This window comes from Chitinophaga lutea, assembly GCF_003813775.1.
In the GTDB taxonomy this organism is placed as follows: Bacteria; Bacteroidota; Bacteroidia; order Chitinophagales; family Chitinophagaceae; genus Chitinophaga; species Chitinophaga lutea.
Genome location: NZ_RPDH01000002.1, coordinates 2,317,159 through 2,333,178 on the forward strand (window position 1 = coordinate 2,317,159; position 16,020 = coordinate 2,333,178).

At 50.7% G+C, this 16,020-nt stretch carries 23 protein-coding genes; 6 read left to right on the plus strand and 17 right to left on the minus strand.

What is annotated here, in order from left to right; genetic code table 11:
- Nucleotides 1-3 precede the first annotated feature (3 nt).
- The 14 genes from rplE to rpsJ form a co-directional block, all read right to left on the minus strand.
- Nucleotides 4-579, minus strand: coding sequence for a 50S ribosomal protein L5 (rplE, locus tag EGT74_RS21675; protein ID WP_123848635.1), 576 nt, complete (start codon nucleotides 577-579; stop codon nucleotides 4-6).
- Nucleotides 579-917, minus strand: coding sequence for a 50S ribosomal protein L24 (rplX, locus tag EGT74_RS21680; RefSeq protein ID WP_119078759.1), 339 nt, complete (start codon nucleotides 915-917; stop codon nucleotides 579-581). Before rplX ends, rplE begins: the two co-directional genes overlap by 1 nt.
- 196 nt (nucleotides 918-1,113) lie before the next feature.
- A complete protein-coding gene (rplN, locus tag EGT74_RS21685) occupies nucleotides 1,114-1,482 on the minus strand; it encodes a 50S ribosomal protein L14 (RefSeq protein WP_109698268.1) in 369 nt (122 codons plus the stop codon).
- A gap of 74 nt (nucleotides 1,483-1,556) precedes the next feature.
- A complete protein-coding gene (gene rpsQ / locus EGT74_RS21690; RefSeq protein ID WP_119078758.1) occupies nucleotides 1,557-1,814 on the minus strand; it encodes a 30S ribosomal protein S17 in 258 nt (85 codons plus the stop codon).
- A 102-nt stretch (nucleotides 1,815-1,916) separates the two neighbouring features.
- Nucleotides 1,917-2,117 carry a 50S ribosomal protein L29 gene (gene rpmC / locus EGT74_RS21695; protein WP_123848636.1) on the minus strand — a complete coding sequence of 67 codons (201 nt, stop codon included), beginning with the start codon at nucleotides 2,115-2,117 and terminating at the stop codon, nucleotides 1,917-1,919.
- Nucleotides 2,118-2,171: 54 nt separating this feature from the next.
- Entirely contained in the window at nucleotides 2,172-2,591 is a 420-nt protein-coding gene (gene rplP / locus EGT74_RS21700; RefSeq protein WP_123848637.1) for a 50S ribosomal protein L16, read from the minus strand.
- A 52-nt stretch (nucleotides 2,592-2,643) separates the two neighbouring features.
- A complete protein-coding gene (rpsC, locus tag EGT74_RS21705; RefSeq protein ID WP_123848638.1) occupies nucleotides 2,644-3,438 on the minus strand; it encodes a 30S ribosomal protein S3 in 795 nt (264 codons plus the stop codon).
- 54 nt (nucleotides 3,439-3,492) lie between these two features.
- On the minus strand, nucleotides 3,493-3,843 hold the full coding sequence (gene rplV, locus EGT74_RS21710) for a 50S ribosomal protein L22 (protein WP_119078754.1): 351 nt from the start codon (nucleotides 3,841-3,843) through the stop codon (nucleotides 3,493-3,495).
- 119 nt (nucleotides 3,844-3,962) lie between these two features.
- The gene (gene rpsS, locus EGT74_RS21715) at nucleotides 3,963-4,229 is read right to left on the minus strand and encodes a 30S ribosomal protein S19 (RefSeq protein ID WP_120516921.1); all 267 of its coding nucleotides are present in this window, start codon (nucleotides 4,227-4,229) and stop codon (nucleotides 3,963-3,965) included.
- Nucleotides 4,230-4,290: 61 nt separating this feature from the next.
- A complete protein-coding gene (rplB, locus tag EGT74_RS21720; RefSeq protein WP_123848639.1) occupies nucleotides 4,291-5,124 on the minus strand; it encodes a 50S ribosomal protein L2 in 834 nt (277 codons plus the stop codon).
- Between the two features lie 94 nt (nucleotides 5,125-5,218).
- Entirely contained in the window at nucleotides 5,219-5,518 is a 300-nt protein-coding gene (gene rplW / locus EGT74_RS21725) for a 50S ribosomal protein L23 (protein ID WP_120516923.1), read from the minus strand.
- A 151-nt stretch (nucleotides 5,519-5,669) separates the two neighbouring features.
- Complete coding sequence (gene rplD, locus EGT74_RS21730) at nucleotides 5,670-6,317, minus strand: 50S ribosomal protein L4 (RefSeq protein WP_123848640.1); 648 nt, start codon at nucleotides 6,315-6,317, stop codon at nucleotides 5,670-5,672.
- A 1-nt stretch (nucleotide 6,318) separates the two neighbouring features.
- Nucleotides 6,319-6,942: a 50S ribosomal protein L3 gene (gene rplC / locus EGT74_RS21735; protein WP_123848641.1), complete on the minus strand. Its 624-nt coding sequence runs from the start codon at nucleotides 6,940-6,942 to the stop codon at nucleotides 6,319-6,321.
- Between the two features lie 171 nt (nucleotides 6,943-7,113).
- Nucleotides 7,114-7,419: a 30S ribosomal protein S10 gene (rpsJ, locus tag EGT74_RS21740; RefSeq protein ID WP_012789286.1), complete on the minus strand. Its 306-nt coding sequence runs from the start codon at nucleotides 7,417-7,419 to the stop codon at nucleotides 7,114-7,116.
- 188 nt (nucleotides 7,420-7,607) lie between these two features.
- On the opposite strand from rpsJ, the gene EGT74_RS21745 reads away from it, so the two are divergent.
- Nucleotides 7,608-8,414: an energy transducer TonB gene (locus tag EGT74_RS21745; RefSeq protein WP_123848642.1), complete on the plus strand. Its 807-nt coding sequence runs from the start codon at nucleotides 7,608-7,610 to the stop codon at nucleotides 8,412-8,414.
- Nucleotides 8,415-8,490: 76 nt separating this feature from the next.
- Here EGT74_RS21745 and EGT74_RS21750 read toward each other — a convergent pair whose 3' ends face one another.
- Nucleotides 8,491-9,054, minus strand: coding sequence for a hypothetical protein (locus tag EGT74_RS21750; protein WP_220392924.1), 564 nt, complete (start codon nucleotides 9,052-9,054; stop codon nucleotides 8,491-8,493).
- 226 nt (nucleotides 9,055-9,280) lie between these two features.
- Between EGT74_RS21750 and EGT74_RS21755 the strand changes: the two genes are divergently transcribed.
- Complete coding sequence (locus EGT74_RS21755; protein WP_123848644.1) at nucleotides 9,281-10,405, plus strand: PQQ-dependent sugar dehydrogenase; 1,125 nt, start codon at nucleotides 9,281-9,283, stop codon at nucleotides 10,403-10,405.
- A gap of 1 nt (nucleotide 10,406) precedes the next feature.
- Here EGT74_RS21755 and EGT74_RS21760 read toward each other — a convergent pair whose 3' ends face one another.
- Nucleotides 10,407-10,988 carry a hypothetical protein gene (locus tag EGT74_RS21760; RefSeq protein WP_123848645.1) on the minus strand — a complete coding sequence of 194 codons (582 nt, stop codon included), beginning with the start codon at nucleotides 10,986-10,988 and terminating at the stop codon, nucleotides 10,407-10,409.
- 113 nt (nucleotides 10,989-11,101) lie between these two features.
- Nucleotides 11,102-13,246: an elongation factor G gene (gene fusA / locus EGT74_RS21765; protein ID WP_123848646.1), complete on the minus strand. Its 2,145-nt coding sequence runs from the start codon at nucleotides 13,244-13,246 to the stop codon at nucleotides 11,102-11,104.
- 96 nt (nucleotides 13,247-13,342) lie between these two features.
- Here fusA and EGT74_RS21770 point away from each other — a divergent pair, with 96 nt between their 5' ends.
- From EGT74_RS21770 to EGT74_RS21785, 4 genes are all read left to right on the plus strand, one after another.
- The gene (locus EGT74_RS21770) at nucleotides 13,343-13,585 is read left to right on the plus strand and encodes a hypothetical protein (RefSeq protein ID WP_123848647.1); all 243 of its coding nucleotides are present in this window, start codon (nucleotides 13,343-13,345) and stop codon (nucleotides 13,583-13,585) included.
- A 366-nt stretch (nucleotides 13,586-13,951) separates the two neighbouring features.
- Nucleotides 13,952-14,410, plus strand: a complete 459-nt coding sequence (locus EGT74_RS21775) for a T9SS type A sorting domain-containing protein (RefSeq protein ID WP_158618258.1) — start codon at nucleotides 13,952-13,954, stop codon at nucleotides 14,408-14,410.
- Nucleotides 14,411-14,431: 21 nt separating this feature from the next.
- Nucleotides 14,432-15,589, plus strand: a complete 1,158-nt coding sequence (gene porV / locus EGT74_RS21780) for a type IX secretion system outer membrane channel protein PorV (protein WP_123848649.1) — start codon at nucleotides 14,432-14,434, stop codon at nucleotides 15,587-15,589.
- A gap of 24 nt (nucleotides 15,590-15,613) precedes the next feature.
- Entirely contained in the window at nucleotides 15,614-16,009 is a 396-nt protein-coding gene (locus EGT74_RS21785) for a hypothetical protein (RefSeq protein WP_123848650.1), read from the plus strand.
- Nucleotides 16,010-16,020 lie beyond the last annotated feature (11 nt).

A 16,020-nucleotide genomic window follows, 5' to 3' on the forward strand; every position in this document is an offset into this window, starting at 1 on the left:
GAATTATTGATTGTCTTTTTTGATGTTCTTGAACGGCATACCCAGTTCTTTCAGGAGCTCGTAAGCTTCTTCGTTGGTCTGGGCGGTGGTTACGAAGGTGATATCCATACCGGTGATACGGTTCACTTTATCGATGTCGATCTCCGGGAAGATGATCTGCTCGGTAACGCCCATGGTATAGTTACCGCGGCCGTCGAAAGCTTTTTCGTTCACACCTTTGAAGTCACGCACGCGGGGCAGGGATACGGAGATCAGCCTGTCCAGGAACTCGTACATGTTCACACCGCGCAGGGTTACCCTTGCACCGATGGGCATGTGCTTACGCAGCTTAAAGTTGGAGATGTCCTTTTTAGACAAAGTAGCAATAGCTTTCTGACCGGCGATGCGGGTCATTTCGTCTACTGCGATATCCACCAGCTTTTTATCACCTACCGCACCGTTGATGCCCTGGTTCAGGCAGATCTTGGTGAGGCGGGGAACCTGCATTACGCTCTTATAGTTGAACTTCTTTTGCAAAGCAGACACTACTTCAGTACGGTATTTGGTCTGCAGCCTGGGTTGATATGATGTGTTTGCCATTATTTAATTACCTCCCCTGATTTTTTAGCGATACGAACTACTTTACCGTTTTCTCTTTGGCGAGCCACACGGGTGGGCTTGCCAGCCTTAGCATCCCACAACATTACGTTGGAAATGGCGATAGGCGCTTCCTGCTTTACAATACCGCCTTTGGTATTCTGAGCGGAAGGTTTGGTGTGTTTGGTGATGATGTTCACACCCTCAACCAGCACACGTGCTTTGTCGGTAATTACCTCCAACACCTTGCGGGGTTTGGTCCGGTCCTTGTCGTCACCGGTAACTACCACAACCAGGTCGCCTTTCTTAATGTTGAACTTAGGCTTAAATCTAGTTTTCATCTGTTTGTTTATTTAAACGCCAAACGAAACACTTGTTCCGCTTGATTAATATTTATGTCGTTTTTGAAACGGGCTGCAAAGATATGCAAAGATTTCGGATCTTGAATTCCAGCCTTCAGATAAAGGTATTCTGTATATATATACCCTTAATTAATAATCGCTTGAATCCCAAATCCGAAATCTCTATAGTCGCTCCTTAAAGCACCTCAGGCGCCAGGGAGATAATCTTCATATATCCTTTATCACGAAGCTCACGGGCAACCGGACCGAAAATACGGGTCCCGCGGGGCTCGTCGGAGTTGTTCAGCAATACAACGGCGTTATCGTCGAAGCGGATGTAAGAACCGTCACGGCGACGGAGTTTCTTCTTGGTTCTTACAATAACAGCTTTGGTTACGGTGCCTTTTTTCATACCACCACCGGGGATGGCATCTTTAACCGTTACTACAATCTTATCACCTACTCCTGCATAGTCCTGGCCGGAGTTGCCGAGTACGCGGATGCAGAGTACTTCTTTGGCACCACTGTTATCAGCTACGTTCAGCCTTGATTCTTGTTGTATCATCGTAATACGTTTGTTAATTGTTTAGCAGCGGCTGCAGGTTCGCATAAAACCGGCAGCTTGAAACAAATGAATAATTACTTTACTTTTTCGATCACTTCCACCATGCGCCAGCATTTGTTTTTGCTCAGCGGGCGTGTTTCCATGATTCGTACGGTATCACCAATGCTGCACTCGTTCTTTTCGTCGTGTGCCATGAACTTGGTGGTTTTCTTTACGAACTTACCATAGATCGGGTGTTTCACCTTACGCTCAACGCTCACGGTTACAGTCTTATCCATTTTGTTGCTGGATACTACGCCGATCCTGGTTTTTCTTAATTTTCTTTCGGTCATTTTGAAAGTTATTTTACCTCCAAACCGCTTTTTACGCGGCTATAAATTTGTTAATTGTTATGCTGGTCAATAGCTATCACTATTCCAACCCTTGGCTGGGAATTAGAATCCCAACGCTCTTCTGCGAAGTTCAGTCTGGATGCGCGCAATCTCCCTTCTCATGAAACGGATGCTCATGGGATTTTCGATCGGCGTTACCGCATGGCTGAACGTGATCTTTTTCAGGCGCAGTGACTCTTCAGACAGTTTCTCCTTCAGGTCCTGGTCGCTCAGGCTTTTAAGATCCAGTTTTGCTTTAGGCATTGTATTAAATTTTGTTTCTGGTTATCAGGTTTGTTTAAAAGAACCGGGTGCTGATTAAGCAACGTAGTCGCGGCGTACTACGAATTTCACCTTGATCGGCAGTTTCTGTGCGGCCAGCTCCATAGCTTCTTTGGCTACTTGCATGGGCACACCGTCTGCTTCAAACAGGATGCGACCGGGCTTTACAACGGCTGCCCAATGGTCGGGAGCACCTTTACCTTTACCCATCCTCACTTCCAGCGGCTTAGCAGTGATCGGCTTGTCGGGGAAAATACGGATCCACACGTTACCTTCACGCTTCATATGCCTGGTCAGAGCGACACGTGCAGCTTCAATCTGACGGTCTGTGATCCACTTAGGTTCCAATGCTTTAAGGCCGAATGAACCGAAAGAAAGGGCTGCGCCTCTCTTAGCGTTACCTTTGATGCGGCCTTTGTGCATCTTCCTGTGTTTCGTTCTCTTGGGCTGTAACATCGTTTATGTTGTTAAAAAGTTTGTTTAAATGATATTTCTAACGGCTGCATGATTATTTGCGGGGACCACGGTCTCCACCACCTCTTCTCTCGCCGCCACCGCGGTTATCTCTTCTTTCGCCGCCGCGTCCGCCACGGTCTCCACCGCGCTCGCCGCCACCGATACGGCTTTCACCGCCTTCTTTGCCGGAAATGGCATTCGGGTTCAGATCACGTTTACCCAGTACTTCACCTTTACAGATCCACACTTTGATACCGATTTTACCGTAAACGGTCAAAGCGAACAAAGATGCGTAATCGATATCCATGCGGTAAGTATGCAGGGGCACACGGCCTTGTTTCATTTCTTCTGAACGGGCAATTTCAGCACCGCCCAAACGGCCGCCTACTTTCACCTTGATACCTTCTGCACCCATGCGCAGTGCGGTAGCAATCGCCATTTTGATGGCGCGTTTATAGTTGATGCGGCTTTCGATCTGTTTTGCGATCGTTTCAGCAACGATGGTAGCATCCACTTCAGGGCGACGGATCTCGAGGATGTTGATCTGAACATCTTCTTTGCCTGTCAGCTTCTTCAGCTCTTCCTTGATGCGATCCACTTCGTTACCGCCTTTACCTATGATGATACCAGGTTTGGAGGTATGGATGGTGATGATGAGCTTACCCAGGGTACGCTCGATCACTACGCGGGAGATACCGCCTTTGTTGATACGGGCATTCAGGTAAGTCCTGATTTTGTTATCTTCGATCAGCTTGGTAGCATAATCTTTTTTGCTGCCATACCAATTAGAGTCCCATCCTCTGATGATACCTAACCTGTTACCAATAGGATTTGTTTTCTGACCCATGTTCTGGTTTTATTTGTCTATGAGTTTAAATATATTTTTTCCTACAGTTTGCTATTATTGGGCAGCGCGGCCGTCCACAACAATTGTTACGTGATTGCTTCTCTTACGGATACGGTAACCACGGCCTTGCGGTGCGGGGCGCATCCTTTTGAGTACGCGGCCACCGTCTACAAATACGGTTTTCACGAACAGGTTAGCATCTTCTACCCTTGCCCCTTCGTTCTTCACTTTCCAGTTAGCCACAGCGGAGAGCAACAGTTTCTCCAGCGGGGTGCTCGGGTGTTTAGGATGGAATTTCAAAATATTCAAAGCTTTCTCTACATCCAGACCGCGGATCAGGTCTGCAAGCAAACGCATTTTGCGGGTAGATGTAGGATTATTGTTCAGCTTAGCTACTGCTTCCATTGTTATTAATTTCTGTGTTATATGAGTTTCTTGTTTCAGCGTCCGGTCTTGCTGTTTCCATCGCCTTTCATTTGTTCTCTTTTACCGGAACCGAAAACGGGAAACCTTCAAACCGATGACTACATTTTTTTGTTAGCGTGCCCTTTAAAGTTGCGGGTTGGCGCAAATTCACCCAGTTTATGACCTACCATAAACTCGGTTACGTACACCGGGATGAACTTGTTACCGTTGTGAACGGCAAAAGTGTGGCCCACAAAATCCGGAGTGATGGTAGAACGGCGGCTCCAGGTTTTGATAACCGTGCGCTTGGTGCCTTCATTTTGCTTTTCTACCTTCTTCTCTAATTTAAAGTCTACGTAAGGACCTTTTTTAATGGAACGACCCATGTTGTTGTTTATTTAAGATTTCAACCCCGGCCCTGCCGGGATTGAAACTCGTTATACGTAATTATAATTTCTTACCGTCTTTACGGCTGATGATCAGTTTGTCAGAGCTCTTATGCGACTTCCTGGTTTTCAGACCTTTCGCATATTTACCTGTTCTGGACCTCGGGTGACCGCCTGAAGATTTACCTTCACCACCACCCATCGGGTGATCCACAGGGTTCATCGCTACACCACGGTTGCGGGGTTTGATACCTCTCCAGCGGTTGGCACCGGCTTTACCGATGGACTGCAGGGCGTGGTCGGAGTTGGAAACTGTACCTACGGTGGCGATGCAGGTGCTCAGCACTTTGCGCAGCTCGCCGGAAGGCATTTTCAATACGGCGTATTTTTCTTCCTTGTTGCTCAGCTGGGCATAAGTACCTGCGCTGCGTGCAATGGCGCCGCCTTTACCAGGCTGCAGCTCGATGTTGTGCACCACAGTACCCAGGGGCATGTTTTTCAGCGGTAACGCATTACCCAGTTCAGGAGCCACATCGGTGCCGCTGATCACAGTGGCGCCCACCTGCAGGCCCTGGGGAGCAAGGATGTAACGTTTCTCACCGTCTGCATAGTTCAGCAGCGCGATGAAAGCGGTACGGTTCGGATCGTATTCAATTGTTTTTACGGTTGCGGGAACATTGGCCTTATCGCGTTTGAAATCCACGATACGGTATTGTTTTTTGTGACCGCCACCGATGTAACGCATAGACCTTCTGCCCTGTGCGTTTCTACCGCCGGTACGCTGTGCAGGAGCCAGCAGGCTCTTCTCAGGGGTGTCCGTAGTCAGCTCTGCGTATGCATTGCCAATCTTCCAACGGGTACCGGCTGTAATCGGTTTGTACTTTTTCAGTGCCATTTTCTACTTAATTCAATGATTTAATAGACTATTTATAAGTTGATCTGTATATACATCCAGGTTAGCGGCTTACGCCGTTAACGGCACTGGTATATTATATGTTAGCATACAGATCGATGGATTCTCCTTCAGCCAGTGTCACCACTGCTTTCTTGTAAGAAGGCTTACGACCGGAAATAAAGCCGGCTTTGGTAAAGCGGGTTTTATTCTTGCCGGGCATTACCATGGTGTTCACTTCCGCAACGGTTACGCCGTAGAAGTCTTCCACTGCTTTTTTGATCTCCAGTTTGTTGGCTTTTTTGTCAACAATGAAGTAAAAGCGGTTGAACTTTTCGGTAGCCTTATTTACCTTCTCCGATATCACCGGTTTGATTAAAACATCAGACAGTTTCATCTGCTATAATTTGATTTGTTATCGGTCAGATGGAACCCTGCGGTTTCATCTTCGTTATTTTTTTGTTTCAGCAAGACGGAACCTTGTGGTTACATCTTTTATTCGCTCTGTGCCGCAAGCCAATGTTGCATCGGCGCACGGCCCTGTTTATTTATGCCTCTACGATGTCAGCCGGCTCTTCAGTGAAGATCTTGGCTGCGCTTTCCGTGATCACCAGGTAGTTGCTGTTCATGATCTCGTAAGTGTTCACGTCGCTCAGCACGGTGCTGTCCACAGTCGGGATGTTGCGCAGTGACAGGTATACGTTGTCATTGTACTCAGGCAGTACCACCAGGGTCTTTTTGCCTGCTACGTTGATGTTCAGGTTTTTGAGGATGCCTTCGAACTGTTTGGTCTTCGGCGCGTCCAGCTTGATATCTTCAACGATGATGATGCTGTTTTCTTTCGCTTTCACAGACAGGGCGGAGATTTTCGCCACGTCTTTCACCTTACGGTTCAGTTTGATGTCGTAACCGTGGGGTTTGGGACCGAAAATGGTACCACCACCTTTATACAACGGGTTACGGATGTTACCTTTACGGGAACCGCCGGTACCTTTTTGTTTGTGCAGCTTGCGGGAAGCACCTTTCACTTCAGCACGCGTTTTCACTTTGTGCGTACCCTGGCGCTGTGCAGCCAGGTATTGCTTTACAGCGAGGTAGATCACGTGATTGTTCGGCTCAACACCAAAGATCTCTTCAGGAAGCTCAATAGTCCTGCCGGTCTTCTTACCTTCTATATTTAAAATATCTAGTTGCATATTACTTCTGGATTAAAACGATTGAACCAATGTGGCCGGGAACGGAACCACTTACCAGGATATAATTTTTGTCAGGGAAAATCTTCACGATCTTCAGACCTTTCACTTTCACTCTCTCATTGCCCATCTGACCTGCCATGCGCATACCTTTGAATACGCGGGAAGGATAAGATGAACCGCCCACGGAACCGGGAGCTCTCTGACGGTCGTGCTGGCCATGGGATGCCTCACCCACACCGCTGAAACCGTGACGTTTTACAACGCCCTGGAAACCTTTACCTTTGGAAGTTCCCACAACGTCAACTGTCTCACCTTCTGAGAAGATCTCAACGGTGATAGTTTCTCCGAGGGCTTTAGCCACGGCAGTATCCGGGTTGCGGAACTCTTTTACGTAACGTTTAGGGGAGGTTTGTGCTTTCGCGAAGTGATTTTTCTCAGCTTTGGGAGTGTTCTTTTCCTTTTTCTCGCCAAAAGCTACCTGAACGGCGTCGTACCCGTCAGTGACTTGGGATTTCACCTGGGTAACCACGTTTGGACCGGCCTCGATAATGGTAACGGCAGTTTGTTTGCCATTGGCCTCGAAGATGCTGGTCATGCCAATCTTTTTACCAATAATACCTTTCATGTGTTATATAATTTAGCCCAGCGCCTGAGGGATCTCTAGCTATCCTCAGGATGAGCGGTTTAAATGCTTTTATTGGGCGGCCACCCGGAAGGCGTGACCTGTTTTATTAATGCTGTTGTCACAAAACACCTCAGGCGGGCCTATGCCCACCTTTGCTGAGGTCCTTTTTTACTACGCTTTAATCTCCACTTCCACACCAGACGGCAGATCGAGCTTGCTCAGCGCATCTACGGTTCTGGAAGAAGATGTGTAAATGTCCAACAAACGCTTATGCGTACACAGTTGGAATTGCTCACGCGCTTTTTTGTTCACGTGCGGAGAACGCAGTACCGTAAAGATTTTCTTCTCTGTCGGTAAAGGAATAGGCCCTGTTACCACGGCACCCGTGTTTCGCACGGTTTTAACGATCTTCTCGGCAGACTTATCCACCAGGTTGTGATCGTAGGACTTCAGCTTGATTCTAATTCTCTGAGACATATGCAATGAACTTCTTCTAATTTACCCCTCAATTTGGGAGGGCAAAGGTAAGTGTTTTTTTCATTGCGACAAATATTTCAGGGGTATATTTCAGGAGAATATTGACTTTTTGCTGCTTTTCCGCTAGTTTTAGTACCCGGGATTCGACGCCCGCAAGTTATGAAAAATACTTAATCTTTTTAAATCCAATGCGTTACCGCCCGCAATTTAGTATTTACCGGAACCTGCTGCTGTCGGCGCTTTTTTTTATTTTTTTCTGCCCCGCAGCCGCCCAGGACACCCTTTCCGCCCCACTCACCGACGAGGAGCGCAAAGCCGAACTCTCCCGCGAGCTCGATGCCCTCGCCGCCGATGTGTTACCGCAGTTCCCCCGCGGTGAAGAAGCCATGGCCGCCTGGATACACACCCACCTGAACATCCCCTACGTAGCACTTCGAAATGATTCAACCGTAATGGTTTACGTGGATTTTCTCGTAGAGCGCACAGGCTACATTACCGATGTTGCCATCAAATACCCGGGCGTGCGCCAGCTCGACAAAGAAGTGGTGCAACTCTTCAAAGGCATGCCGCGCTGGAAACCGGGCCTGCTTAACGGCAAACCGGTAGACCTGCGGATGACCCTGCCGCTGCGCATCACCATCCCCAATTCGCTGCGCAAACCGGCCGAAGTGGCCACGCCGGCTGTTTCGAGCCTCCCGCAGTTCAGCGGCGGCGGACAGGCGCTGCGTTACTATATCAAACAAAACATGCAATACCCCAAGGAGGCCAGGGCAGCCGGCATTACAGGCGCCATTACCGTCGAATTCCTCATCCTCGCCAACGGCCGTGTAGGCAACCCCGCCACCATGGGGGAAGTAATCGGCTATGGACTGGAAGAAGAAGCGATGCGCCTCGTGGAAAAGATGCCGAAATGGATACCGGCCAAACTGGATGGTAAAGCGGTGACCACCAAACACCAGATCGTGATCCGGTTCGAGCCTCCCGGCAAAAGCTAAACGGGCCACCCCGCTTTGTGAAGCGCAGCAGCCCGTTTTTCAGGTTTGTATAATCGACTTAAAAGGGGTTTCCTGCTTATTTCCCTACTTCCCGGATGGTTTGCCTTGCTTTTGCAGAAGGCAGATAGATCTGGAAACCTAGATTGAAGCTCACCCTGTGGGCAGTTGTGGAGCTACCGAAACCCACGGTCAGGTCGTATTTCACCAATCCTTCGAGACCGATGTTGGGGGTAATGAAATAAGCCAGACCAGGCCCGATGCCTATCCCCAGACCATTGGTGTTCGTGCTCACATCACCGACTTTCCGGTTCACACCGTTCACACCGGCACTTGCTTCAAAAAACCACCGCGACTTCCTGTCCAGCTCTACACGCTTGTCTGATACATAGTACCGGCCAAATGCGCCAATCCCGTACAAAAAGTCCGTCTGATCGTTCCCGGTCGTCAACCCCAGGTTAACATCCACCCCAAGGGCTATGTTATCCCTGATAAACCAGCCCGCCTTGGGCGTCAGGTTCAGGTTGAACACACTTCCCCCATTCTGAAAGGTTCCTCCGATGTTGGCAAGCTGGGCACCCACCATTACATTCCCTTTCTGGGTCTGTGCAAAGCCGTTAACTGCGAATAAAACTGTGGACATGAGGAGGGTTAAGTAACCAATTTTTCTCATATGAATTGTTTTTGATGAAACTAGCTGCTTTCGACATTCACCAGGTGGGGACAAATAAGCACGGGTTGATGATTGATTATGAATACAATAAGTATATTTTAAACACTCGAATGCGGGAAAGGTTGTATAAATCTTTATTTTTTTTAAGCTGGCAGGCAATTTGTTCGTTAATTCAATGTTGTTAAAATAAACTCCCATGAAACCTGCCGCCATATCTACCGCCCTCCTGGCGCTGCTCTGCGCCGGAACTTTACTTACAGCTTCCTGCAGCAAAAAGAACCCTGGCAACAACGGCAATAACGGCGAAGACCCTACCTGGCCGAAAGACAGCGTGCGCGTGGTAGTACAGGAAGGCATCTCCCGGCCCTGGGAAATCCTCTGGGGCCCCGATAGCCACCTCTGGATAACGGAGCGCGGGGGGAAAATCAGCCGGGTAGATCCGAAAACGGGCGAGCTTAAGCCCCTGCTGACCATTTCAGACGTAGTGGCCACCGGCGAAGGCGGCCTGCTGGGCATGGTACTGCACCCGTCCTTTTCCACCCAGCCCTTCGTATATGTGGTATACAATTACGGCAGCCCCTACCGGGAAAAAGTAGTACGGTTCCGGTACGAGAACAACACCCTCACTTCTCCTCTCACCATCATCGACAATATCCCCGCAGCGGGCATCCACAACGGTTCCCGCCTGCTGATCAACGGCGATAAACTGTTCATCACCACCGGCGACGCAGCCACCGGGGCCAATGCCCAGTTGACTAACTCTGTTAGCGGCAAGGTGCTCCGCCTGAACCTCGACGGGTCGGTACCGGCCGATAATCCATTTGCCGGCAACCCGGTATGGAGTTACGGCCACCGCAACCCGCAGGGCCTCGTAATGGCCAATAACATCCTCTATGCGGCTGAACACGGTGCAGGCATAGAAGATGAAGTGAACATCATCGAAAAACAGCGCAACTACGGCTGGCCGACCGTGGAAGGGCCCTGTAATACGTCTGCAGAAAACACTTTTTGCACGGCCAACAACGTAAAACAGCCCATATGGTCCACCGGCGCAAGTACCTACGCGCTTTGCGGCATGGATTATTATAACCACGACCGTATTCCCCAATGGAAAAACTCCCTGCTGGTGGTAAGCCTCAAAAATGCGACGCTGTACCAGCTGAAACTCAGCGGGGACGGGCAATCCGTGAGTGCACGGAAAGACTATTTCGTGAACGCATTCGGCCGCCTGCGGGACGTTTGCGTATCACCCGCCGGCCGCGTTTACATCTGTACGGACACCAGCCCGGGTAAAATCATCGAGGTCAGCAAACCCGAATAATTCATTCCAGTCGCTTCCCCGCTTTGACGGCGCCCGCGTTGACGTGGCGCCAGGCACAGTCGTGCAGGATCATACAGTCTCGGGCCGTGTCCACAGAGGCGGCAATCCAGCCCAGGAAGGTATCATTGCCTTTCCTGAACTGCACGCCCATGAACTTTTTATCGGCTGCCACCCAATCGCCCAGCCAGGTCGTATCTGAGGGGTTCGCTGCAGGCAGCAGGATGGTGCAGAGGTGGTTCACGAAGCCGTTCCATTCGTGTGGATAAGGCGCCAGCACGGGGATTTCGTCGCCGGCCTGCAGGCGCACCACCGAGTCGGGCCGGGAGAGCATTTTGGCGGTTTTCAGCGCCACGGCGGTAAACATGGCATGGGTGCCCTGCTGGTCGTTCCGGAGGGCGACGGTGAAAAACACGTCGTCCGTGTCGTCTTCATCAATGTCGAGGGAAAAGGGGGTGAGGTAACGGACTTCCACATTGTTGAGCGACCGGTAGCTGTAGGCCGGCTGGGGCTGTGGACGGGACCGTTTGCTGCAGGCGGCCAGCAGCACGGCGATGCCGAGGGCAGTTGTTTTGAGGTTAAGCATGATCCGGGGTTTTAATGCCGGTAAAGCGGACGGGCCCCTTTAAAAGTTACAGGATAAAAAAAAGCCCCCCGGCGTACGGAGGGCCCTTTTTATTTCTATCTATCAACTTGTGCTTAGGCATTCACTTTACCTTTCACCTTAGCCACCACTTCTTCAGCGATGTTGTTCGGTGCAGGGTTGTAGTGAGAGAACTCCATGATGGAGGTAGCGCGGCCGGAAGACAGTGAACGCAGCTGCGTTACGTAACCGAACATTTCGCTCAGGGGCACTTTGGCTTTGATCACCTGTGCACCGTTACGGGATTCCATACCTTCGAGCATACCACGGCGACGGTTGAGGTCACCTGTAACGTCACCCATGTACTGGTCAGGAGTGGTTACTTCCACTTTCATGATGGGTTCCAGCAGAACGGGTTTCGCTTTACGGCCGGCTTCACGGAAGGCGGATTTGGCGCAAAGTTCGAAAGACATTGCATCGGAGTCCACCGCGTGGAAAGAACCGTCGAACAGGCGAACTTTCAGGCTCGTGAGCGGGAAGTTGGCGAGCACACCATTGTTCATGGATTGCTCAAAACCTTTCTGTACCGCGGGGATGAACTCTTTCGGGATAGAACCACCAAAGATATCGTTCACGAACTGGAAGGATTTGCCTTCGTTTTCTTTCAGCCATTCCGCGTCGGCAGGACCGATTTCCACCTGGATGTCGGCGAATTTACCACGACCACCGGTTTGTTTCTTGAACACTTCGCGGTGCTCCACTTTCTGCGTGAAAGCTTCTTTGTAAGCAACCTGGGGAGCACCCTGGTTAACTTCCACTTTGAACTCGCGGCGCATACGGTCAACGATGATCTCGAGGTGAAGCTCACCCATACCGCTCAATACGGTCTGGCCGGTTTCTTCGTCGGTTTTTGCCTTCAGGGTAGGATCTTCTTCTACCAGTTTGGCAATCGCCATACCCATTTTATCTACGTCTGCCTGAGTTTTAGGTTCGATGGCGATGTGGATAACGGGCTCAGGGAACGACATGGATTCCAGAACGATCGGATGATCTTCGTGGCACAGTGTGTCACCTGTTTTGATATCTTTAAAACCAACAGCGGCACCGATATCGCCGGCTTCGATGAAGTCGATCGGGTTCTGCTTGTTAGCGTGCATCTGCATGATACGGCTGATACGTTCGTTTTTGCCGGTGCGGGTGTTCAGTACGTAAGAACCACCGTCCAGACGGCCGGAGTACACGCGGAAGAACGCCAGGCGGCCTACGAAAGGATCCGTTGCGATTTTGAACGCCAGGGCTGCAAAAGGTTCTTTTGCATCGGGGTGGCGCTCGATTTCCTCACCGTTGTCCGGGTTGGTGCCTTTTACGGCTTCAACGTCCATCGGAGAAGGCAGGTAGCGGCAAACGCCGTCGAGCATTTTCTGAACGCCTTTGTTTTTGAAGGAAGAACCGCACATCATCGGGATGATCGCCATGTCGATAGTGGCTTTACGGATCGCTTCGTGAATCTCGGCTTCGGAAATTGAGTTCGGGTCTTCGAAGAATTTCTCGAGCAGTTTGTCGTCGTAGTCGGCAACCGCTTCCACGAGTTTGCCTCTCCACTCTTCCGCTTCCGCTTTCATATCCTCGGGGATTTCGATTTCTTCGAAAGTAGCGCCTTTACCGGCTTCGTCCCAGATGATACCTTTCATGGTAATCAGGTCCACCACGCCTTTGAAGCTATCTTCAGCGCCGATGGGCAATACCAGGGGAACGGGGTTTGCACCCAGCATTTCCCTTACCTGTTTTACCACATTCAGGAAGTCTGCACCGGAACGGTCCATTTTATTCACAAAACCGATACGGGGCACCTTGTATTTGTTAGCCTGGCGCCAAACGGTTTCAGATTGGGGTTCAACGCCGGATACAGCGCAGAACAACGCAACCAGACCGTCCAGAACGCGCAGCGAACGCTCTACCTCTACGGTAAAGTCCACGTGGCCCGGAGTATCAATGATATTGAATTTATACTGTTTGGTATCAGGCGTACTTTTTCCCTGGTTGGTCGGGAAGTTCCAGAAACAGGTGGTGGCAGCAGATGTGATGGTAATACCTCTCTCCTGCTCCTGGGCCATCCAGTCCATGGTAGCTGCCCCTTCGTGAACCTCACCGATTTTGTGGGTCTTCCCTGTATAATACAGGATACGCTCTGTGGTAGTGGTTTTACCGGCATCGATGTGCGCCGCAATACCAAAGTTTCTTTGAAATCTTAAGTCTGCCATAAAAGTAAAATGACTATAAGTAATGCAATTTGGGGGGCAAAGGTAAACTATTTATCTTAATTAACGAAACGGGATTCTTTGTGAAAATGTTAATTCATGATACAACGTTTCAACCGTATCCATTTCTGCCGAAAACCATTGATTGTCAACTACTGCCGCCGGTTCTTTCTTTCCATCCTGCCCCAAACTGCAAAATTAGCACTTCTCGCCCACTTCCCTCCGGAAAAGGGCCTGCTCCGGAACGCCGTCCCCTTTCTAAAAACAACCAATCATCATCCTAAACCTGCCAAAAATGAAATAGCCCCCGGGAACCCTTGCCACGGGCCGTTTTTTATCTAACTTTACACCGTTCTCAGCCTGAAGAAACCCCATTAAGCATTAAAAACCAAAGGAAAAATGTAGTTCGGGAGCCCCACATCACTCCCCGTGTTGAAGCAGTATAACAGCGTTAAGGATTTTATGGAGCGCAATATTCAGACACACCGCACACATATGTGGTGACGGCGTTTTTTGCCCTCCGCTGAAGGAATAGCCCGGCAGCAGCAGCCTCCGCACACCATACCCGCTTATGGTCAGGACCGTTGTATGCCTGTGTGACCCGTTATCTCTCCATTTTTTCGCAGCATTTCCAGATTCCAACATATAACCTCAATGATTATGAAACACTTTTCTACAAAGCATCTGCTTCTGGCAATCTTTCTGGCCATGGCGTGGCTGCCTTCGAAGGCGCAGCTCGTGCTGGTACGCGAAGTAACGGCCAGTAGCGGCACCTCCGGCACAGCCGGCAACATCACCATCGACTACACCATCGGTGAGGCCATGGTGCAAACTTTCAGCAACGGCGGCCTGCTGCTCACGCAGGGCTTCCACCAGCCGGAAGTGCTCCCTCCCATCCTGCCGGGCGGCCCGGCGGCGCTGGACTTTATGCTCTACCCCAACCCTGCCCTCACGACCGTTAAAGTGGGCTTCAACCTGCTCACGGACGCCACAGTGGTGTTCATGCTCGTGAACACGCTCGGCCAGGTGATCTACCAGGAGGTGAAAACCTTCGGGCCGGGTAAAATCGTGATTCCTGTGCAGGTAGACAGGCTTGCAGCGGGCATCTACACGGTAGTGTTCAAAGTACAGAGCCAGGTATTCACCGAAAAACTCATCATTCAGTAACTCATCGCAAAAAAACTTTTTATGAAGCACACAAAAATGCTCCTACTGTTTTGTTGCGTGCTGGTTGCACATCCATTGCTGGCCCAAAAAACGCAACAACAACCGCTCAATATCGGAGGCGCCTTCCTGCTCGTGAACCCTGACGCACGCAGCAACGGCATGGGCGATGCCGTCACCGGCCTGGAGCCCGACGCCAACGCGATGTTTGCCAATGCGGCCAAACTTCCGTTTGCGGGCAACTGGGGCGTGAGCGCCTCCTATTCTCCGTGGATGTGGGACCTGAACGACCACAAAACACACATGGCCTATGTTTCCGGGTTCAAGACCTGGGAAGACCAACAAAGTATAGGCGTGTCCGTTAAATATTTCGATTACGGCGAAGTGGTGTTCCGCGACGATAACGGCATGGAACTGCAACAGTACCGGCCGAAAGAATTCGCGATTGATGCCGCCTACGCCCGCAAGCTGGGCAGCCGGTACTCCCTGGCCGTATCGTTGCGCTACATCCGCAGCGAACTCGGCAACGGCACTTACAACGGACAGGTGCAAAAACCCGCGTCCGCCGTGGCCGGTGATGTGGGATTGTATTATCAGAGTTATGCAGACAACCTCGATTACGGCAACCGTTTCTGCTGGGGTGTAAGCTTTACCAATCTCGGTTCCCGGCTGAAATACACCGATGATAACAACCGGAAATCGTTCCTGCCCATGAACCTGCGCATCGGCGCCGGTTATTCGTTCGTGCACACAAAGGAACACCAGTTTACGCTGGCCATGGATGTGAACAAACTGCTGGTGCCCACCCCGCCGATCTACAAGCTCGACGGAAGCGGCAACCCCACCGGTGAAATCGAAAAGGGCAAGGATCCCAACCGCGGTGTGGCCGAAGCCGTTTTTTCCTCCTTCGGCGACGCGCCGGGCGGATTCAACGAAGAGCTGCGCGAATTCTCGATTGCCTCCGGGCTTGAATACGCCTACCAGCACAAATTCTTTGTGCGCACGGGGTATTTCTACGAGCATCCGAATAAAGGCAACCGCCAGCATTTCACCGCCGGCATCGGCGTGAACATCGGCGGCGTTACCATCGACATGGCTTACCTGATGCCCACCAGCAACAGCCTCATTCAGCGTAGGAGCATGGTATTCACCCTGATGTACAACATTTTCCCACAGAAATAAACCTTCACCTTTAAACCTCTCACCATGAAAACTATACTTCTTCTCACCGGCCTGCTGTTTTTATCCGCAGGCGCAGTGATGGCCCAGAGCGCATCGCCCCAGGCCGCCCGTTCCACCAAATACCTGCTGTTCCCCAACTACGATGCGGATATGGCCAACCTGAAAAAAGCCTCCGTTTCCGGGCACGAAGGAAAGCCGAAAGTTACCGGCAGCGTGCGCGAAAGCATTTTCACCAACTACAAACCGCAACTGCAGACGGTACGTCCTGCAGGCAGTTTGAACGCGCGCAAAGCCCCGGCCGGTGTCAAACTGACTTCCGAAATGACGCAGGAAGAGCTGGATAAACAGCGGGAACCCGCTGCCAAGCCGGCCCCGACGGTCAACATTCCCACACAAACAAGCCAGGCGACTAAACAATAAAAGCATCCGCT